General features: G+C 69.8%; 14 protein-coding genes. All 14 read right to left on the bottom strand.

All coding sequences use genetic code 11. The features are described from left to right. Window positions 1-165: 165 nt before the first annotated feature. The 14 genes from J2847_RS05410 to J2847_RS05475 all read right to left on the bottom strand — a co-directional run bounded on the left by J2847_RS05410 (window position 166) and on the right by J2847_RS05475 (window position 14,436). The gene (locus J2847_RS05410) at window positions 166-1,413 is read right to left on the bottom strand and encodes a threonine synthase (RefSeq protein WP_209777728.1); all 1,248 of its coding nucleotides are present in this window, start codon (window positions 1,411-1,413) and stop codon (window positions 166-168) included. A 3-nt stretch (window positions 1,414-1,416) separates the two neighbouring features. Next, complete coding sequence (locus J2847_RS05415; protein WP_209777730.1) at window positions 1,417-2,328, bottom strand: ABC transporter permease; 912 nt, start codon at window positions 2,326-2,328, stop codon at window positions 1,417-1,419. Beyond that, the gene (locus tag J2847_RS05420) at window positions 2,325-3,194 is read right to left on the bottom strand and encodes an ABC transporter ATP-binding protein (RefSeq protein WP_209777731.1); all 870 of its coding nucleotides are present in this window, start codon (window positions 3,192-3,194) and stop codon (window positions 2,325-2,327) included. The genes J2847_RS05415 and J2847_RS05420 overlap by 4 nt, the downstream gene beginning before the upstream one ends. Before the next feature lie 4 nt (window positions 3,195-3,198). Then, window positions 3,199-4,278 carry an ABC transporter substrate-binding protein gene (locus tag J2847_RS05425; RefSeq protein WP_209777733.1) on the bottom strand — a complete coding sequence of 360 codons (1,080 nt, stop codon included), beginning with the start codon at window positions 4,276-4,278 and terminating at the stop codon, window positions 3,199-3,201. A 288-nt stretch (window positions 4,279-4,566) separates the two neighbouring features. After that, a complete protein-coding gene (locus J2847_RS05430) occupies window positions 4,567-5,739 on the bottom strand; it encodes a porin (protein WP_209777735.1) in 1,173 nt (390 codons plus the stop codon). 48 nt (window positions 5,740-5,787) lie between these two features. Continuing rightward, on the bottom strand, window positions 5,788-6,522 hold the full coding sequence (locus J2847_RS05435; RefSeq protein WP_209777736.1) for a hypothetical protein: 735 nt from the start codon (window positions 6,520-6,522) through the stop codon (window positions 5,788-5,790). Further along, on the bottom strand, window positions 6,519-6,932 hold the full coding sequence (locus J2847_RS05440) for an SET domain-containing protein (RefSeq protein ID WP_209777738.1): 414 nt from the start codon (window positions 6,930-6,932) through the stop codon (window positions 6,519-6,521). The genes J2847_RS05435 and J2847_RS05440 overlap by 4 nt, the downstream gene beginning before the upstream one ends. Before the next feature lie 43 nt (window positions 6,933-6,975). Beyond that, the gene (locus J2847_RS05445; protein ID WP_209777740.1) at window positions 6,976-8,133 is read right to left on the bottom strand and encodes an SDR family oxidoreductase; all 1,158 of its coding nucleotides are present in this window, start codon (window positions 8,131-8,133) and stop codon (window positions 6,976-6,978) included. A 55-nt stretch (window positions 8,134-8,188) separates the two neighbouring features. Then, window positions 8,189-9,859: an ATP-binding cassette domain-containing protein gene (locus J2847_RS05450; protein ID WP_209777741.1), complete on the bottom strand. Its 1,671-nt coding sequence runs from the start codon at window positions 9,857-9,859 to the stop codon at window positions 8,189-8,191. Window positions 9,860-9,866: 7 nt separating this feature from the next. Continuing rightward, window positions 9,867-11,195, bottom strand: a complete 1,329-nt coding sequence (locus J2847_RS05455) for a prohibitin family protein (RefSeq protein ID WP_209777743.1) — start codon at window positions 11,193-11,195, stop codon at window positions 9,867-9,869. Window position 11,196: 1 nt separating this feature from the next. Next, complete coding sequence (locus tag J2847_RS05460; RefSeq protein WP_209777745.1) at window positions 11,197-12,909, bottom strand: ATP-binding cassette domain-containing protein; 1,713 nt, start codon at window positions 12,907-12,909, stop codon at window positions 11,197-11,199. A 7-nt stretch (window positions 12,910-12,916) separates the two neighbouring features. Further along, window positions 12,917-13,669 (bottom strand): substrate-binding periplasmic protein, encoded by a 753-nt coding sequence (locus tag J2847_RS05465; RefSeq protein ID WP_233474302.1) that lies wholly within the window; start codon window positions 13,667-13,669, stop codon window positions 12,917-12,919. Window positions 13,670-13,683: 14 nt separating this feature from the next. After that, complete coding sequence (locus tag J2847_RS05470) at window positions 13,684-13,854, bottom strand: hypothetical protein (RefSeq protein WP_179166138.1); 171 nt, start codon at window positions 13,852-13,854, stop codon at window positions 13,684-13,686. Between the two features lie 75 nt (window positions 13,855-13,929). Continuing rightward, on the bottom strand, window positions 13,930-14,436 hold the full coding sequence (locus tag J2847_RS05475) for a YcjF family protein (RefSeq protein ID WP_209777746.1): 507 nt from the start codon (window positions 14,434-14,436) through the stop codon (window positions 13,930-13,932). Window positions 14,437-14,466 lie beyond the last annotated feature (30 nt).

The raw sequence follows: 14,466 nt of genomic DNA on the forward strand, positions 1-14,466 counted from the left end.
GGCGCGCAATTCCAGGGCTGCCGCTTTTTCCTTTCGTCATGGCCGGGCTTGTCCCGGCCATCCACGTGCTGCCATCTTCTGATGGTTTGCGGCCGTGGATGCCCGGCGCAAGGCCGGCCATGACGCCGTTTGGGGAAAGCGACGCGAGTTCGGCCGATCGCCCCCTCAGAACGCCGACCAGTCGATCGGCCGGTGGCGGTCGAGCGTCCGGTGGACCGGCGGCAGCGGATATTTCAGCCCGGTGGCGCAGTTGAACAGCACCGCCCGCTCGCCCCTGGCCACCCGGCCGTCGGCGAGCGCCCGCTTGTAGGCGGCGTAGGTCGCCGCCCCCTCCGGGCAGAGCAGGAAGCCTTCTTCCCGCGCCGCCTCGTCGAGCGCGGCCTGGATGGCGGAATCGTCGACCGCGATGGCGAAGCCGCCGCTCTCGCGCACCGCGCGCAGGATCAGGAAATCGCCGACCGCCTGCGGCACGCGGATGCCCGACGCGATGGTGTGGGCGTCCTCCCAGCGCGGCGCGTGCTCCTCCCCGGCCTCCCAGGCGCGGACCATCGGGGCGCAGCCCGACGCCTGCACCGCGACCATGCGCGGGCGCTTGGAACCGATGAAGCCGATCGCCTCCAACTCGGCGAAGGCCTTCCACATGCCGATCAGGCCGGTGCCGCCGCCGGTCGGGTAGAAGATGACGTCGGGCACCTCCCAGCCGAGCTGCTCGGCCAGCTCCAGCCCCATCGTCTTCTTGCCCTCGATCCGGTAGGGCTCCTTGAGGGTGGAGACGTCGAACCAGCCGACCCTGGCCTTGCCCTCGCCGACGATTCGGCCGCAATCGTCGATCAGACCGTTGACCCGGTAGACCGTGGCGCCCTGCAACTCGATCTCGGAGACGTTGACCTCCGGCGTGTCGGCCGGGCAGAAGACGGTCGTCCGGATGCCGGCCCGGCTGGCGTAGGCGGCCAGCGCCGCGCCGGCGTTGCCGTTGGTCGGCATCGCCATGTGGGTGATGCCGAAGCCCTTGGCCATCGACACCGCCATCACCAGCCCGCGCGCCTTGAAGGAGCCGGTGGGCAGCCGCCCCTCGTCCTTCACCAGCAGCTCGGCCGCGCCCAGTCTGGCGGCCAGCCTGGGCAGCGGCACCAGCGGGGTCACCGCCTCGCCCAGGCTGACGATGTCGGCGGCGCGGCGGACCGGCAGCAGCTCGCGGTAGCGCCACAGATCCTGCGGGCGTTCGGCCAGCGCCGCCTTGGTCAGCGCGCCCTTCACCCCCTCCAGGTCGTAGCGCACCAGCAGCGGCTTGCCGGCCCTGGACAGGTTGTGGACCGTGTCGGCCTCGTGGCGTTCGCCGGTGTGGCCGCACTCCAGGTGGGTGACGAAGGTCGGGCGTTCGGTGATGAGATTGGCGTCAAAGCGTGGCGGCATAATTCAGCGAACCATTCCCCATGCGCGCACGGTGTGCGCCTCGATCCAGCGGAAGACGACGTTCTCGACCAGCAGCCCGATCAGGATGACCGAGGCGAGACCGGCGAAAACCTTGTCGGTGTAGAGCTCGTTGCGGTTCTGGAAGATGAACCAGCCCAGTCCCCCCTTGCCCGAGGAGACGCCGAACACCAGCTCGGCGGCGATCAGGGTGCGCCAGGCAAAGGCCCAGCCGACCTTCAGCCCGGTCAGGATCGCCGGGAAGGCGGCCGGGATCAGCACGGCCAGCACGTAGCGCGGCCCGCGCAAGCCATAGTTCCGCCCGGCCATGCGCAGCGTCTCCGACACCGCGGTGAAGCCGGCGTGGGTGTTCAGCGCCAGGGGCCACAGAACGGCGTGGACCAGCACGAAGGTCAGGCTGACCGCCCCCAGCCCGAACCACAGCATGGCGAGCGGCAGGAGGGCGATGGCCGGCAGCGGGTTGAACATCGAGGTCAGAGTGGAGAGCAGATCGTCGCCGATCCGCGTCGACACCGCCAGCGTGGTCAGCCCGATCGCCAGCACCACGGCGATGGCGTAGCCCTTCAGCAGGATCGACAGCGACACCCAGGCCATCGACAACAGATTGTCGCGCAGCACAGCGTCCCACAGCGCCGCCGCGGTGGCGGAGACGGTGGGGAACATCAGCGGGTTGTCCTGCCACAGCGCCGCCGCCTGCCAGACCGCGGCGACCACGGCGAGCAGCAGGGCGCGGCGCAGCGCGGTGACGTTGGCCAGCTTCTCCCACGGCGACAGCGGGCGGGCGACGTCGCCGATCGCCCCGGTGGCGGCGACGCCGCGCTCGTATTCCGGACGGATCGGTGGGGTTGGGCGGGGGACGTCGGGGCGGGAATCGCGGGCGATCGACAGGTCGGTCATGACCGGGCTCCCACTCCGTCGGCTTCCACCTCGTCGGCGAACAGCATGGTGTGGATGCGGCGCGCCGCCGACTGGAAGGCCGGGCTGCCGGTGGAGGACAGGTCGAAGCCGTGGCAGTTCACCTCGGCCTTCACCTGTCCGGGGTGCGGCGACAGCACCAGGATGCGCGAGCCGACGACCAGCGCCTCCTCGATGGAATGCGTGACGAACAGCATGGTGAAGCGCACGTCGTCCCAGAGCTGGAGCAGCTCCTCCTGCATCTTGCGCCGGGTCAGCGCGTCGAGCGCGGCGAAGGGCTCGTCCATCAGCAGGATGTCGGGCTCCATCGCCATGGCGCGGGCGATGGCGACGCGCTGCTTCATGCCGCCCGACAGGGTGTGCGGGTAGGCGTCGGCGAATGTCGACAAATTGACCTTGGCGATGGCGGCGAGCGCCTTCTCCTCCGCCTCGCGGCGCTTCGCCTTGCCGCTGGCGAGCAGCGGGAACATGACGTTCTGCTTGACCGTCTTCCAGGGCGGAAGCTGGTCGAACTCCTGGAAGACCATCATGCGGTCGGGGCCGGGCTGCGTCACCGCCTGCCCGTTGAGCCGGATCGCCCCCTCCACCGGCGCCAGGAAGCCGCCGACCGCCTTCAGCAGCGACGACTTCCCGCAGCCGCTCGGCCCCAGCAGGACGAAGCGCTCGGCCTGGAAGAGCTGGAAATCGACCCGGTAGCAGGCCGTCACCAGATGGTCGCGCGTCTTGTACTGCAAGGTCACGCCCGACACGTCGAGCAGCGGGCGGTGCAGGGCGGCGTCGGGCAGGGCGTTGTCCACGGGGTAAGCGATGGCGCTGGGGTCGATGGCGGCGCGGGAAAGGGCGTTCATGGCGTCAGCTCCCGGTTTCGCCGTGGAGATCCTCGAAGAAGGTGTCCTTCCACGAGGCCGGCTTGTTCTTGATGGCGCCGACCTTGTGCATGAAGGCGGCGAACCGCTCGATCTTCTGCGGTGCCACCGTGTACTGGATGTCGGGATCCCTCAGCAGCGACAGCACGAAGGCGCGGTCGAGGTCGCCCTTGTTCTGCGCGAGATAGGCGTCGGCGGCGGCCTCGGGATCCGTGTTGATGATTGCCACGGCTTCCTTCAGCGCGTCGAGGAAGGCCTTGTAGGTCTTGGGATTCTTGGCGCGGAAGGCTTCCTTGCACCAGATCAGGTTGAAGGTGTGCGGCCCGCCCAGCACGTCGTAGGAGCTGAAGACCTTGTGGATCTTCGGGTCCTGGAGCTGCTGGTACTGGAAGGGCGGGGCGGAGATGTGGCCGGTGATCTCGGCCGAGCCCGACAGCAGAGCCGCCGTGCCGTCCGGGTGGGGCAGCGAGACGGTCAGCTTGTCGAGCGCGTCGAACCGGCCCTCGCCGAAGGCCTGCTCGGCGGCGATCTGGAGGATGCGCGCCTGGACCCCGACCTTGACCGCCGGCAGGGCGATCTTGTCCTTGTCGGTGAAGTCCTTGACCGTCCTGACGCTCGGGTTGGTGGTGGTGAGGAACAGCGGCATGCTGTTCAGCGCCGCGATCGACTTGACGTTGGCGCTGCCCCTGGTGCGGTCCCAGATGGTCAGCATCGGGCCGACGCCGGCCGAGCCGAGGTCGATGCTGTCCGACAGCAGCGCGTCGTTCATCGCCGCGCCGCCCGAAAGCTGCGCCCAGTCGACCGTGACGTCGATGCCCTGCGCCTTGCCGTGCTTCTCGATCAGCTTCTGGTGGCGCAGGACGTGCAGCGGCAGGTAGCCGAGCCCGAACTGTTCGGCGATGCGGATGGTGCCCTCGGCGGCGGCCGTGCCGGCGAGCGACCCGAACAGCACCGCGGCGCCGACGGCGGCCAGCAGCGCGCGGCGGGCGCGTCCGGGACGGTGGGCGGCGGCAGAGCCGGCGTCACGGTTCGGAGTGGTGAAAATCGTGGGTCGGATGAGCGGCATTCGGCGGTGGTTCCCTGCGCGTCGGCATAAAAAGCAAAATTGCCGTGTGATTTGTGATTGAGAACAGGATGAGGAACAGGAAATCACGAGTCAATTTAAAATCTACAAACCTACATGCATATAGGTTAATTCCTTTGAGGCAATCCGATGGTGGAATGCGGGCCGCGCACTGGCGGCGTGGCGGGCAACGGCTTGGAAGGGTTGGCGAATGGCCCAAAAGAAAAAGGGCCCGGCCGTTTCCGGCCGGACCCCTTCGTCCGTCGCTCGCCCGTGTCGGGCGGGATGCGCTCAGAAGGCCAGACGGGTGTCCAGCATCAGGATGTGGGCGCGGTCGTTCAGGTCGGTGCCGATGACGGAGGCCGACGACAGGGACGAGCGGACATAGTCGTACTCGACGCCGGTCGTCATGCCGGGGGCGACGGTCCAGGTGACGCCGGCCTGCCAGATGTCGGCCTTGGCCGGGATGCTCATGGTCGCCGAATCGTTGCCGAGCGCGCGCAGGTAGTTGGCGGCGAACACCAGCGGGCCGCTGGTGTACTGGGCGCCGACGATCACGTTCTGCTGGGCGCGGGAGTCGGTGATGCCCTTGGCGTAGCCGCTCTTGCCGCTGTAGGCGTAGCTGGCGCCGACCTTCACCGGGCCGTAGCCGATGTTCGCCCCGACATGGACCGAGTTCAGATCCTCGTAGGACTGGCTCGTCACCCCGTCGGACTGCCGGACGGCCTTGCCGGTCTGGTAGAAGGCGCTGGCCTCGATGGTCAGCTCGTCGAAGACGGCCTGGTAGGCGCCGCCGGCCTCGACCACGTCGTGGAAGGACAGGGCGTCGCCCAGCGCATCCACTTTGCGGCGGTTGACCGAGCTGTTGGAGTCGCCCAGCCGCGGGGTGTAGGACGCCGCCAGCTGGAACCCGTAGAGGGACGGGGTGATGTAGATGAGCTTGGTGCCCGGATCGTAGGACACCAGCGTGCGCAGGCTGGTCGCCGCCAGCGGCAGCGCCGCGTAGGTGGTGGAGCCGTGCAGGAACAGGATGCCGTTGCTGTCGGGGCTGCCGGCGATGCCCTCCAGGTTGGGGCCGATGATGCCGTACTCGTCCGACAGGCCGTTGATCACGCCGGCCTGCACCGTGCCGAAGGCGCCGGTGGCGTAGAGGAAGGCGCGGTCGTTCTCCACCGTGCGTCCGGCCACGGACGGGTCGCCGTTGCCAGCCAGCAGACGCAGGCGCGCGCCGTACTGGAGCCCGTCCTCGGTGGTTGCCGCCGGGTTGACGGTCAGGCGGAAGCGGTTGGCGAACTCGCTCGACCGCAGGCCGTCGTCCTGCCGCTGGTTGATGTAGGCGGCCTGGAAATACGCGTCGCCGCCGACGATGACTTCGAAGTTGGGCTCGGCCGAGGCCGGGGCGGACAGGGCGGCGCAGGCGGCGCCGGCGAGGAGGGCGGCGAGGAGGCGGGCGGACAGGCGCATGGCGGCGGTGATTCCGGATTCGGGTAGGGACGGAAGGCGGATGGACGGTCAGGCGGCGGCGCGGACGGTGAACCAGCGGCGGCCGAAGCCGGTCAGGTTGGCGTCGTCGAGCCGGGCGAGGCAGAGGATCTCCACGCTGTCGGCCCAGCGCGGGTTGATTCGGCGGAACTGGGCGACCGCCGGGCTGTCCAGCTTGGCCTCGCTGATGGCGCGGGCCTCCTCGGTCAGGCCGTAGCCCTGCCAGTTCCAGTCCACCGTGCCGGTCTCCGCGTCGTAATACTGGGCGAAGCACTCACGCCCCACCCAGTCGCGCACCGCCCGGTCGAGCGGGCCGGGCGGCTGGTCGGCGTGCGGCGCGTGGCCGGTGAACAGCATCGGCATGTAGCGGTAGGAGCGGTAGCCGACCGCGCTGTAGCTCCAGTACCAGAGGCGGCCGGAGCGGTCGGCGCGCGCCCGCTCCATCATCTCGGCGACCATCGAGCGCACCAGCCCGTTGGAGCCCCAGTGACGGCGCTCCAGGATGCAGTGGGCGGTGTGGAGGACGCCGACGGGAGTGCCGTCGATCTCCGCCTCGCGCCTGTAGACGGTGGCGAAGCCGACCAGCGCGCCGGTCTCCGGCTCCTCCTGGAGGACGCAATGGTCGAGGTCGGCGAGCTCCTCGTTGAAGTAGTTCTCGCCGTAGCCCTCGAACCAGACGCTGAGCAGGGCGAACATCACCGACCGCCGCTCGGCGGTCAGTTCGGCGGGGCCGACGATGCTGGTGCGCAGCGGGCGCGGGTTCATCCGGCCTCCGCGCCGAGATAGCGCGAGGCGCCGGCCGCGCGGACGTCGGCGCAGATGTCCTCGTAGTTGCAGGTCAGCTCCTCGCCGGCGGCGATGTCGCGCAGCGCCACGAAACGCCGCCAGTCGCCGGGGTCGGCGCGCCCCATGCTGGGCTCGTCCGCGTGGTTGACGAAGCGTGCGTTGTCGCCGAGCAGAAGGATGCCGAGCCCCTCGATCACGCAGCCGTGCGCGTTGACCAGCCGCACCACCTCCGGGTAGTCGGCCAGCAGCGCGCCCTCGGGATCGAGCAGATGGTCGATGCGGGCGTCGAAGGTCCACATCGGCGTGCCGGCGGCGACCGGCTCCTCGGTGAAGAGGCCCAGCCCGTGGATCGGGCTGGAGTCGAGGCGGGTGGGGATCAGAAGGGGCATGGCGTCCGTCTCTTCAGGAAAGGCGTGTCGGGCCGACGTCGTATCAGGCGGCGACCGGGGCGGCCATCAAAGCCTCGTCGAACTCGAAGCTGCTGGCGTCGTCCACGAACTGCTCGCCGATGGTGGCGTCGCTGCTCGCCAGGCAGGTGCCGAGGTAATCGACGAAGCGCGGCGGCGGGGCGAAGCCTTCGGCCAGCAGGCGGCTGTTGTCGAAGGCGATGTCCTGCGCGACGAAGCGGTGGTACTTGCGGGCGCCGACGGCCATCGTCCGGTTCAGCAGCGTGCGCTCCGGGAAGGCGGCGCGGAAGGCGGCGTCGAACGGCTTCCAGCCCTCCGGCCCCCGGTAGTCGAAATGGACGTAGGGACGGCCGGTCCCCTCATGCCCATGGGCGCGGAAGCCCGCCTGGAAATCGGTCCAGGTGGTGCGGGCGGCCTCGCCGGAGGTGACGTGGTAGAGCGTGTGCTTCAGGTCGGGCTTGCGCAGCAGGTCGTGCAGGCGGGCCGAGGCCCAATCCACCGGAATGATGTCGATGTGGCCGCCGGGCAGGGCCGGCAGGATGCCGGTGCGGTCGAGCAGGCGGTAGAACCAGAAGATGCTGGCGCTGGGCCGCACGCCGAGCTGGGTGTGGCCGACGACGATGGACGGGCGGGCGACGATCAGCGGCAGCTCGGGGAAGGCGGCCGCCAGCGCGCGCTCGGCCGCCGCCTTGCTGCGGGTGTATTCGGCGATGTGCGGGGCGCCGTGGCCGGGGGCCTGCGCCTCGTGCACCATCTGCATGTGCGGGGCCTCGCCGCAGCAAAAGGCGGTGCCGATGTGCAGGAAGCGCTGGAGGTGCGGCATGCGCCGCGCGCGGCCGGCGAGCGCCAGCGTGCCGTCGACGTTGATCTCCCACACCGACTGGCGGCTGTCGAAGGAGGTGTCGGCGGCGACGTGGACGATCTGCGTCACCTGGTCCAGGCGCGGGTCGGTGCTGGTCGCCAGCGACTGGAGGTCGCCCGGCAGGATCTGGCACAGGCGGGCGGCGGCCTCGGCGGTGGCGCGGTCGCTGTGGCGGTTCAGGTTGGTCGCGAGACGGGCCCGGCAGGCCGCTTCGTCCGCGCCGCGGATCAGCAGCAGGCAGTCGGCGGCGGTGCCGTTGCGCACGGCGTCGAGGTAGAAGGAACCGCCCAGGAAGCCGGTTGCGCCGGTGAGGAGAAGCATGGTTGGACCTCGGTCTCGCTTTGAGGTTGCGGGAGGGAGTGGGATGGCTGCCGGCTCAGGAGGTCGGCAGCGGTTGGAGTTCCGGCGCCGCCAGCACCGGCGGGTCGATGCGGCGGATGCCGCCCTGTTCGACCTGGAGCTGGACGTCGGCGGCGTCGAAATAGGCGTCGTCGTGGGTGACGGCGATCACGGTGATGCCGCGCGCCTTCAGCCAGGGGAGGATCTCGCGGTAGAACTTGCGGCGGAAATAGGGGGACTGGTCGGCCGCCCACTCGTCCAGCACCAGAACCGGCTTGCGCTCCAGCAGGGCGGCGATCAGCGCGAGGCGCTTCTTCTGGCCCTGCGACAGCTCCACCGTGGTGAAGGCGCGGCCGTCGAGCGCCACCTTGTCGGACATCTCCAGCAGGTCGAGCAGTTCCTCGGCGAAGCCGTCCTCGGTCGACAGGGCGCCGTAGAGCTGGCGGGTGACGTGGCTGTCGGAGAAGACGACGGCGAACAGGTCGCGGTAGGCGGCCAGCGAGTCCGGTCCCACCGGCGCGCCGTCCACCGCCAGCGATCCGCGCTGGATCGGGTAGAGGCCGAGCAGCATGTGGATCAGCGTGCTCTTGCCGGCGCCGTTGTGGCCGGTGACGAAAACGATGTCGCCGCGCTCCACCGTGAGGTCGACCGGACCGACGGTGAAGGAGCCGACTCCGTCGCGACCGGCGTGGCGGAACACCGCGCCGTCGAGCGCCAGGGTGGAGAAGCCGGTGAAATCGGCCGCCGGTGCCGGCTTCTGCGGACCCTTCGCCGGGGGCGGCGCCTTCAGCTCCGCCTCCACCGCCAGGTAGGAGCGGGCGGCGGTCTCCGCCGCGAGGTAGGAGGGGTAGGAGGCGACGATGGTGATGACCGGGTAGGCGATGAAGGCGGCGGCGTGGCCGGACAGCACGACGGTGGCGACGTCGGTGGTGGTGACCGCCGGCAGCAGGAAGATGATCCCGGCCAGCGCCGCGTAGTAGGTCAGCTCGCTGATGGTGAAGTAATGGCTGTATTCGGCGCCGAAGCGGTGGCGCTCCTGCTTCAGGGCGTTGGCGCAGGCGGTGGCGTCGGACAGCGCGTTGGCGGCGCGGCGGCGGTTCAGCTTGCATTCGCGCAGGGTTTGCAGGATGTGCTCCGACCGCTCGGTCAGCGCGCCCTCGGCCTCGTGGATCGTCTCGGACAGCAGCTCCAGCCGGATGACCGAGCGGCCGATCAGCACGCCGCCGAGCACCAGGAAGCCCAGCACGATGAGCACCGCCGCCCCCGACAGCGAGGCGAGGTAGAGCAGGCACAGCACGATCGCCGCGACCGACTGGAAGCTGATGACCAGCGTCGGCACCGCCTGCGCCAGCAGTTGAAGCTCCGGCCCCGCCACCTGGGCGAGCCGGCTGGAGCCGACCGCCATGGTGTCCGGCAGGTCGGCGGCCAGCGCGCGGCGCAGCAGGTCGACGCGCAGCACGGCCAGCGCCGCCTGGAGCCGCTTGGACGCGGCGTTCATCATCCAGCCCTGCGACATCCGCCACAGGAAGGCCGACAGCAGGAAGACGATCAGCAGCCGTTGCAGCTCGTTGGCGTCGTGCAGGGCCAGCAGCGCGTCGTTCAGCGAGGTCAGCAGGGCGAGGTTGAGCGCGGCCGCCAGCACCGCCAGCAGCATCAGCGGCTGGATGTTGCGCAGTGCGTCGCGTCTCAGGAGGCGCCAGAGGTCCATCGCCGCCTCACTTCGGCTGGATCATGTCGAGCAGGCGGGCCGGCGACATCTTCGACAGGATCGGCGCGGAGGCCGCCGTCTTGGTTTCGCCACCGGCCGGCGCGTCCGGCTTGACCGCCGGGGTCGGCGGAGCCGCCGCGTGGCCGGACGGGACCGGGCCGGGGGCCGGGTTGGTCGCGCCGGTGTTCAGGCTGGGCATCTGGCCGACCGGCGCCTGTCCGGGCGTCCCGTCGCCGGTCAGCGACGGCAGTTGCGACACCGGCGGCACCGCGACGCTGGTCGGCACGCCGGGAATGGAGGGATTCAACGCGGCGGACGGGGCGCCGGGGGCGGCGCCGGCGGCGAGCGCTCCCGCCGGCGCCGGGAGGGGGTTCTGGCCGTTGGCCGCGTCGAGGATCAGCGGAAGCCCGCCGCTGGCCGCGTTGCCGATCACGACGATCTTGGCGTTGGGCGAGTGCGCCAGCTCCAGCGTCGCCTCGATGCCGCGCCAGCGCAGGTAGTTCTCGGTCAGGTTGGCCTGCACCGTCTCCTGGAAGGCGCGGATGCCCTGGCCCTCGAGCTGCTTGCGCTGGCTCTCGAACAGCTCGCGCTGGAGGCGGAACTGGTATTCCTGCGCCGCCTGGTCCTGCTGGATCTTGCGCTCGATGGAAGCCATGATCGCCTCGGGCAGCGAGACGTTGCGGATCAGGATGTCCTGGATCAGCAGATAGCCGGTCTTGGTCCGCCCGTCGGGCTTCGGCACGTTGTCGGCGCCGATGAGCTGGGCGTACATCACGCGGTCGGCGACCTGCTCGTAGGCTTCCGTCTGCACGCGCAGGCGGCGGTGGGCGTACAGCTCGTCCGCCTTGAAGCGCGACACGATCTCGCGCGAGACCGAGCCGACCTCCGGCACCAGCAGCACCTCCAGGTAGCGGTTGCCGACATGCTTGTGCAGGGCGGCCAGCGTCTCCGCGTAGGGGCGGTAGCGCACCGTGATCTCGATGCTGACGTTCAGGCCGTCGTTGGCGATGGCCGAATAGGAGCGCGTGTCCTCCTGGAGGCGCAGGTCGTAGATCTCGATCTTGTCCCACGGGAAGATCACGTGCACGCCTTCCGCCAGGGCCGGACCCATCTGGGTGCCCTCGTGGAAGCGCTTCCACAGCACGCCGCCGTGGCCGGCGGGGATGAAGACGACGATCGACGGGGCGAAGTAGAGGAAGATCAGGATCCCGACCAGCAGCGTGCAGAGCAGGGACCGGCGGTGCTCCTCGTACCAGAAGGCGAGCTGCGCGCGCAGGCGCGACTTCGGCTTCGGCAGCGCGTCGGCGTCGTCGGTTGCGAAGGCCTGGTCAGCCATGTCACGCGGTCTCCTGCAAACAATCCTGGATGGGGCGGGGCGCCGCCGCGGGGGCCGGCACGCTCATCCGCCCGTTGGTCATGCGGATGGTGACGTCGCACACCGACGAGACGTCGCCGTCGTGCGACACGAAGATCACGGTGCGGCCCAGCGACTGGAGCTTGCCGATGATCTCGTTGGTGAAGCGGGTGCGGAATTCGGCGTCCTGGTCGGACGTCCATTCGTCGAGGATGATGACCGGCCGCCCCTCCGCCACCGCCACGGCGAGCGCCAGACGGCGGCGCTGGCCCTTGGACAGCTCGCGGTTCAGCAGCCCCTCGCCGTTCTCCGGCACCAGATGGGCGATCTTCAGATAGTCGAGCATCTCGCGGAACAGTTCGGCGTCGAAGCCGGGGCCCTGCGGCAGCCGGGTGAAGATGTGGTGGTCCTGGAACACGGCGCAGAACAGGTCGCGGTAGGATTCCAGCCGGTCGGTCTCCACCGGCTGCCCGTCGAGCAGCACCTGTCCCTCGTCGGGGCGGAACAGCAGCGGGATGACGCGCAGCAGGGTGGATTTGCCCGACCCGTTGGAGCCGACGATGCCGACGACGCTGCCGGCCGGGATGGTCAGGTCGACCGGGCCGATCTCGAAGGGTTCCGGCCGCAGACCGGCGCGGTAGGCGAAGCGGATGCCGCGCAGCTCGATGGCCTTGAAGCGGCGCGGCGCGCGGGCCAGCCGCGACGGCGCGTATTCCGCCGCCGGCATGGTGGCGAGCAGGGCGGTGAGCTGGCTCGCCGCGTCCTCCGCCGCCACATAGTCGGGCACGGCGTTGAGGAACTTCGACAGCGGGCGGGCCAGGAACAGGATGACCGAGGTCACCAGCGGCAGCTCGGCCACCGACATCGCGCCCATGCGCGGGAAGATGAAGACGAAGACCGCCGAGAAACCGATGATGATGGTGGCGATCCACGAGAACAGGTCGCCCAGGTTGCGGCCGTGGCGGCGCTTCAGCTCTTCCCACTGGGCGATGTCGGCCTCGACCGCCTGGCCCAGCTCGTCGCGGCGCGCCTTGCCCAGCTTGATCTCGGCGTTGCCGCCGACCAGTTCGGAGAAGCCCTGGAGCATCCGGATCTCGGACTCCTTGGCCTCGCCCAGCAGCGCGCGGGTCTTCTGCGCCTCGCGGACGTACCAGCCGCCGACGAACACCGCGGCGACCAGCAGCAGCGTGGCGCCGACGGTGGTCAGCGTCCACAGGTAGAGGTAGGCGACGGCCGCGACCAGCATCATGTTGGAGGCGATCGACAGGTTCGGCAGCAGCGCGGCGATGCGCTCCAGATGATAGTTGCCGAGGTCGAAGGAGCGCTTGGCCTGGAGATCCAGGATGTCGGCGTGCCCGCCGAGCGTGACGTGGTGCAGGAAGCGGCGGCGCACCTCGGCCAGCGCGCTGAAGGCGGTGGTCAGCAGCAGCGAGACGAAGCGCTTGCTGAAGGCGTAGGCGACCAGCAGCGACAGGCAGAAGACGAGGAAGGGGGTGTCCAGCACCTCGCCGCGCAGCCAGCCGCTCAGCTCGGCGCTGAGGCTCATCAGGCTGATCAGGTTGGCGACGGCGGCGGTGCAGCCGGTCAGCACCAGCCGGGTCAGGATCGGCCGGTCGGCCAGCCCGATCAGCGGCAGCAGGGCCGAGGCGGGCCTGCTGGGCGGACGCTTGCGTGCGCCCGTGGGGTTCGTGCTCATCGGGGCCTCACTCGGCCAGCCAGGAGTCGACGATGCGGGCGATGGTGCCGTCGTCGCGCAGCTTGACGAAGGCGGCCTGGAGCTTCTCGGCCTTCTCCTTGCGCGCCTTGGGCAGCGCGATGTAGCGGGGGATCAGGCCGAGCGGCTTCGACAGGACGCGCACGTCGCGCAGCCGCCCGTCCTGCTTGGCCATGAAGTTCAGCACATGCAGGTCGCCGACGATCACGTCGACCCGGCCCAGCATCAGCCGGCGGAAATTGACCACGTTGCTGCTCGACGCGACCTTTTCCAGATAGGTCGCGGCGTCGAAGTCGGGCGCGTAGGAGAAGCCGTCGACCACGCCGATGCGGTAGGGCGTCAGGTCCTCCAGCCGGTCGAAGGTGATGCTGGAGTCCTTGCGCACCATGAACACGGTGGTGCCGGTGCGGAAGGGGCCGATCATGTTGTACTGGGCGAAGCGGGCCGGCGAGGCGATGAACTGGAAACCGACGTCGGCGGTGTTCTCGTCCATCGAGCGGACGACCTCGCTCCAGGACAGCGGCCGGTACACCGGGGTGATGCCAAGCTCCTTCACCAGGGCGGCGACGATCTCGGTGTCGATGCCGGTGCGCTTGCCGTTGAAGGAGTAGTTGTAGGGCGGGAAATGGTCCTCGGACGCGATGGTCCAGTATTCGGCGCGCGCCGGAGCCGCCGCCAGGGCCGCCGCCGCGAAAAGCGCCAGCAGCAGCGCCGCCAGCAGGCGTGTCGTCGTCATGGCCATGCCCGCCATCTCCGTCACGCCTCCGCCGGCTTCTTGCGGCGGCCGGTCAGGAGGATCATGACAAGGAGGGCGCCGGGCGGGGTCAGCACCACCGCCAGGAAGCCGTAGAGCAGGAAACCGCCGCGGCGGCCGATCCCCAGAAACCCGACCAGCAGGCAGAGACCGATGTAGATCAGCTCGAACACGGTGATGCTTTCCTTGTTGCCCGGCGTCCCGCCTTGGGGTCGGCGCCGGCTGCGCCGGCCCCGATCAGCGTCGGATCAGCCGGCCTTGCGGGCGGCGTCGCCATCCATCTGCGGCGCCTCGACCGGGGCGTCGGCGGCCTCGGCGTTGGCCTTGGCAGCCTCGAACTCCTTGCGGAAATGCTCGCGCATCGTCTCGACATCGAGGTCCAGCAGCGTGCCGCCGGTCTCGAAGTGCTGGGCGAACACGCGGCCGAGCGCCTGGGTCGCGGCCAGCGACAGCGCGGGCATCACCGCCACGCCGAGCGCCGTGCCGATGAACGGGACGGCCTTGACGGCCGAGCCGAGGACGCTGGAGCTGAGGGCCCCCGGCATCACGCCGCCGAGCAGGGCGCTGAGGATGGCGCGCGTGCGCTCCTGGGCGAACTCGACCTCGTACAGCTTGGCCAGCTTGTGGATCAGGTTGAGCTGCGCCGCGCTGACGGCGGCGACGTCGGCACCGGGCACGGGGATGAGGCCGAACGCGCCGGAGGCGTAGCTGTGGTACTTGATCAGGTCCTGGGCGCGTTTCTTGCGGTCTACCATGATCCGAAACCTTTCAGGGGAACGGTGGGT

This window comes from Azospirillum agricola, from assembly GCF_017876095.1.
Lineage (GTDB): Bacteria > Pseudomonadota > Alphaproteobacteria > Azospirillales > Azospirillaceae > Azospirillum > Azospirillum agricola.

Bases quoted from the DNA above. Each gene is read 5' to 3' on its own strand.
- J2847_RS05420 (WP_209777731.1), bottom strand. From the start codon at position 3,194: ATGAACGCCCTTTCCCGCGCCGCCATCGACCCCAGCGCCATCGCTTAC.
- J2847_RS05445 (WP_209777740.1), bottom strand. From the start codon at position 8,133: ATGCTTCTCCTCACCGGCGCAACCGGCTTCCTGGGCGGTTCCTTCTAC.
- J2847_RS05435 (WP_209777736.1), bottom strand. From the start codon at position 6,522: ATGAACCCGCGCCCGCTGCGCACCAGCATCGTCGGCCCCGCCGAACTG.
- J2847_RS05415 (WP_209777730.1), bottom strand. From the start codon at position 2,328: ATGACCGACCTGTCGATCGCCCGCGATTCCCGCCCCGACGTCCCCCGC.
- J2847_RS05440 (WP_209777738.1), bottom strand. From the start codon at position 6,932: ATGCCCCTTCTGATCCCCACCCGCCTCGACTCCAGCCCGATCCACGGG.
- J2847_RS05460 (WP_209777745.1), bottom strand. From the start codon at position 12,909: ATGAGCACGAACCCCACGGGCGCACGCAAGCGTCCGCCCAGCAGGCCC.
- J2847_RS05465 (WP_233474302.1), bottom strand. From the start codon at position 13,669: ATGGCCATGACGACGACACGCCTGCTGGCGGCGCTGCTGCTGGCGCTT.
- J2847_RS05410 (WP_209777728.1), bottom strand. From the start codon at position 1,413: ATGCCGCCACGCTTTGACGCCAATCTCATCACCGAACGCCCGACCTTC.
- J2847_RS05450 (WP_209777741.1), bottom strand. From the start codon at position 9,859: ATGGACCTCTGGCGCCTCCTGAGACGCGACGCACTGCGCAACATCCAG.
- J2847_RS05425 (WP_209777733.1), bottom strand. From the start codon at position 4,278: ATGCCGCTCATCCGACCCACGATTTTCACCACTCCGAACCGTGACGCC.
- J2847_RS05455 (WP_209777743.1), bottom strand. From the start codon at position 11,195: ATGGCTGACCAGGCCTTCGCAACCGACGACGCCGACGCGCTGCCGAAG.
- J2847_RS05430 (WP_209777735.1), bottom strand. From the start codon at position 5,739: ATGCGCCTGTCCGCCCGCCTCCTCGCCGCCCTCCTCGCCGGCGCCGCC.
- J2847_RS05475 (WP_209777746.1), bottom strand. From the start codon at position 14,436: ATGGTAGACCGCAAGAAACGCGCCCAGGACCTGATCAAGTACCACAGC.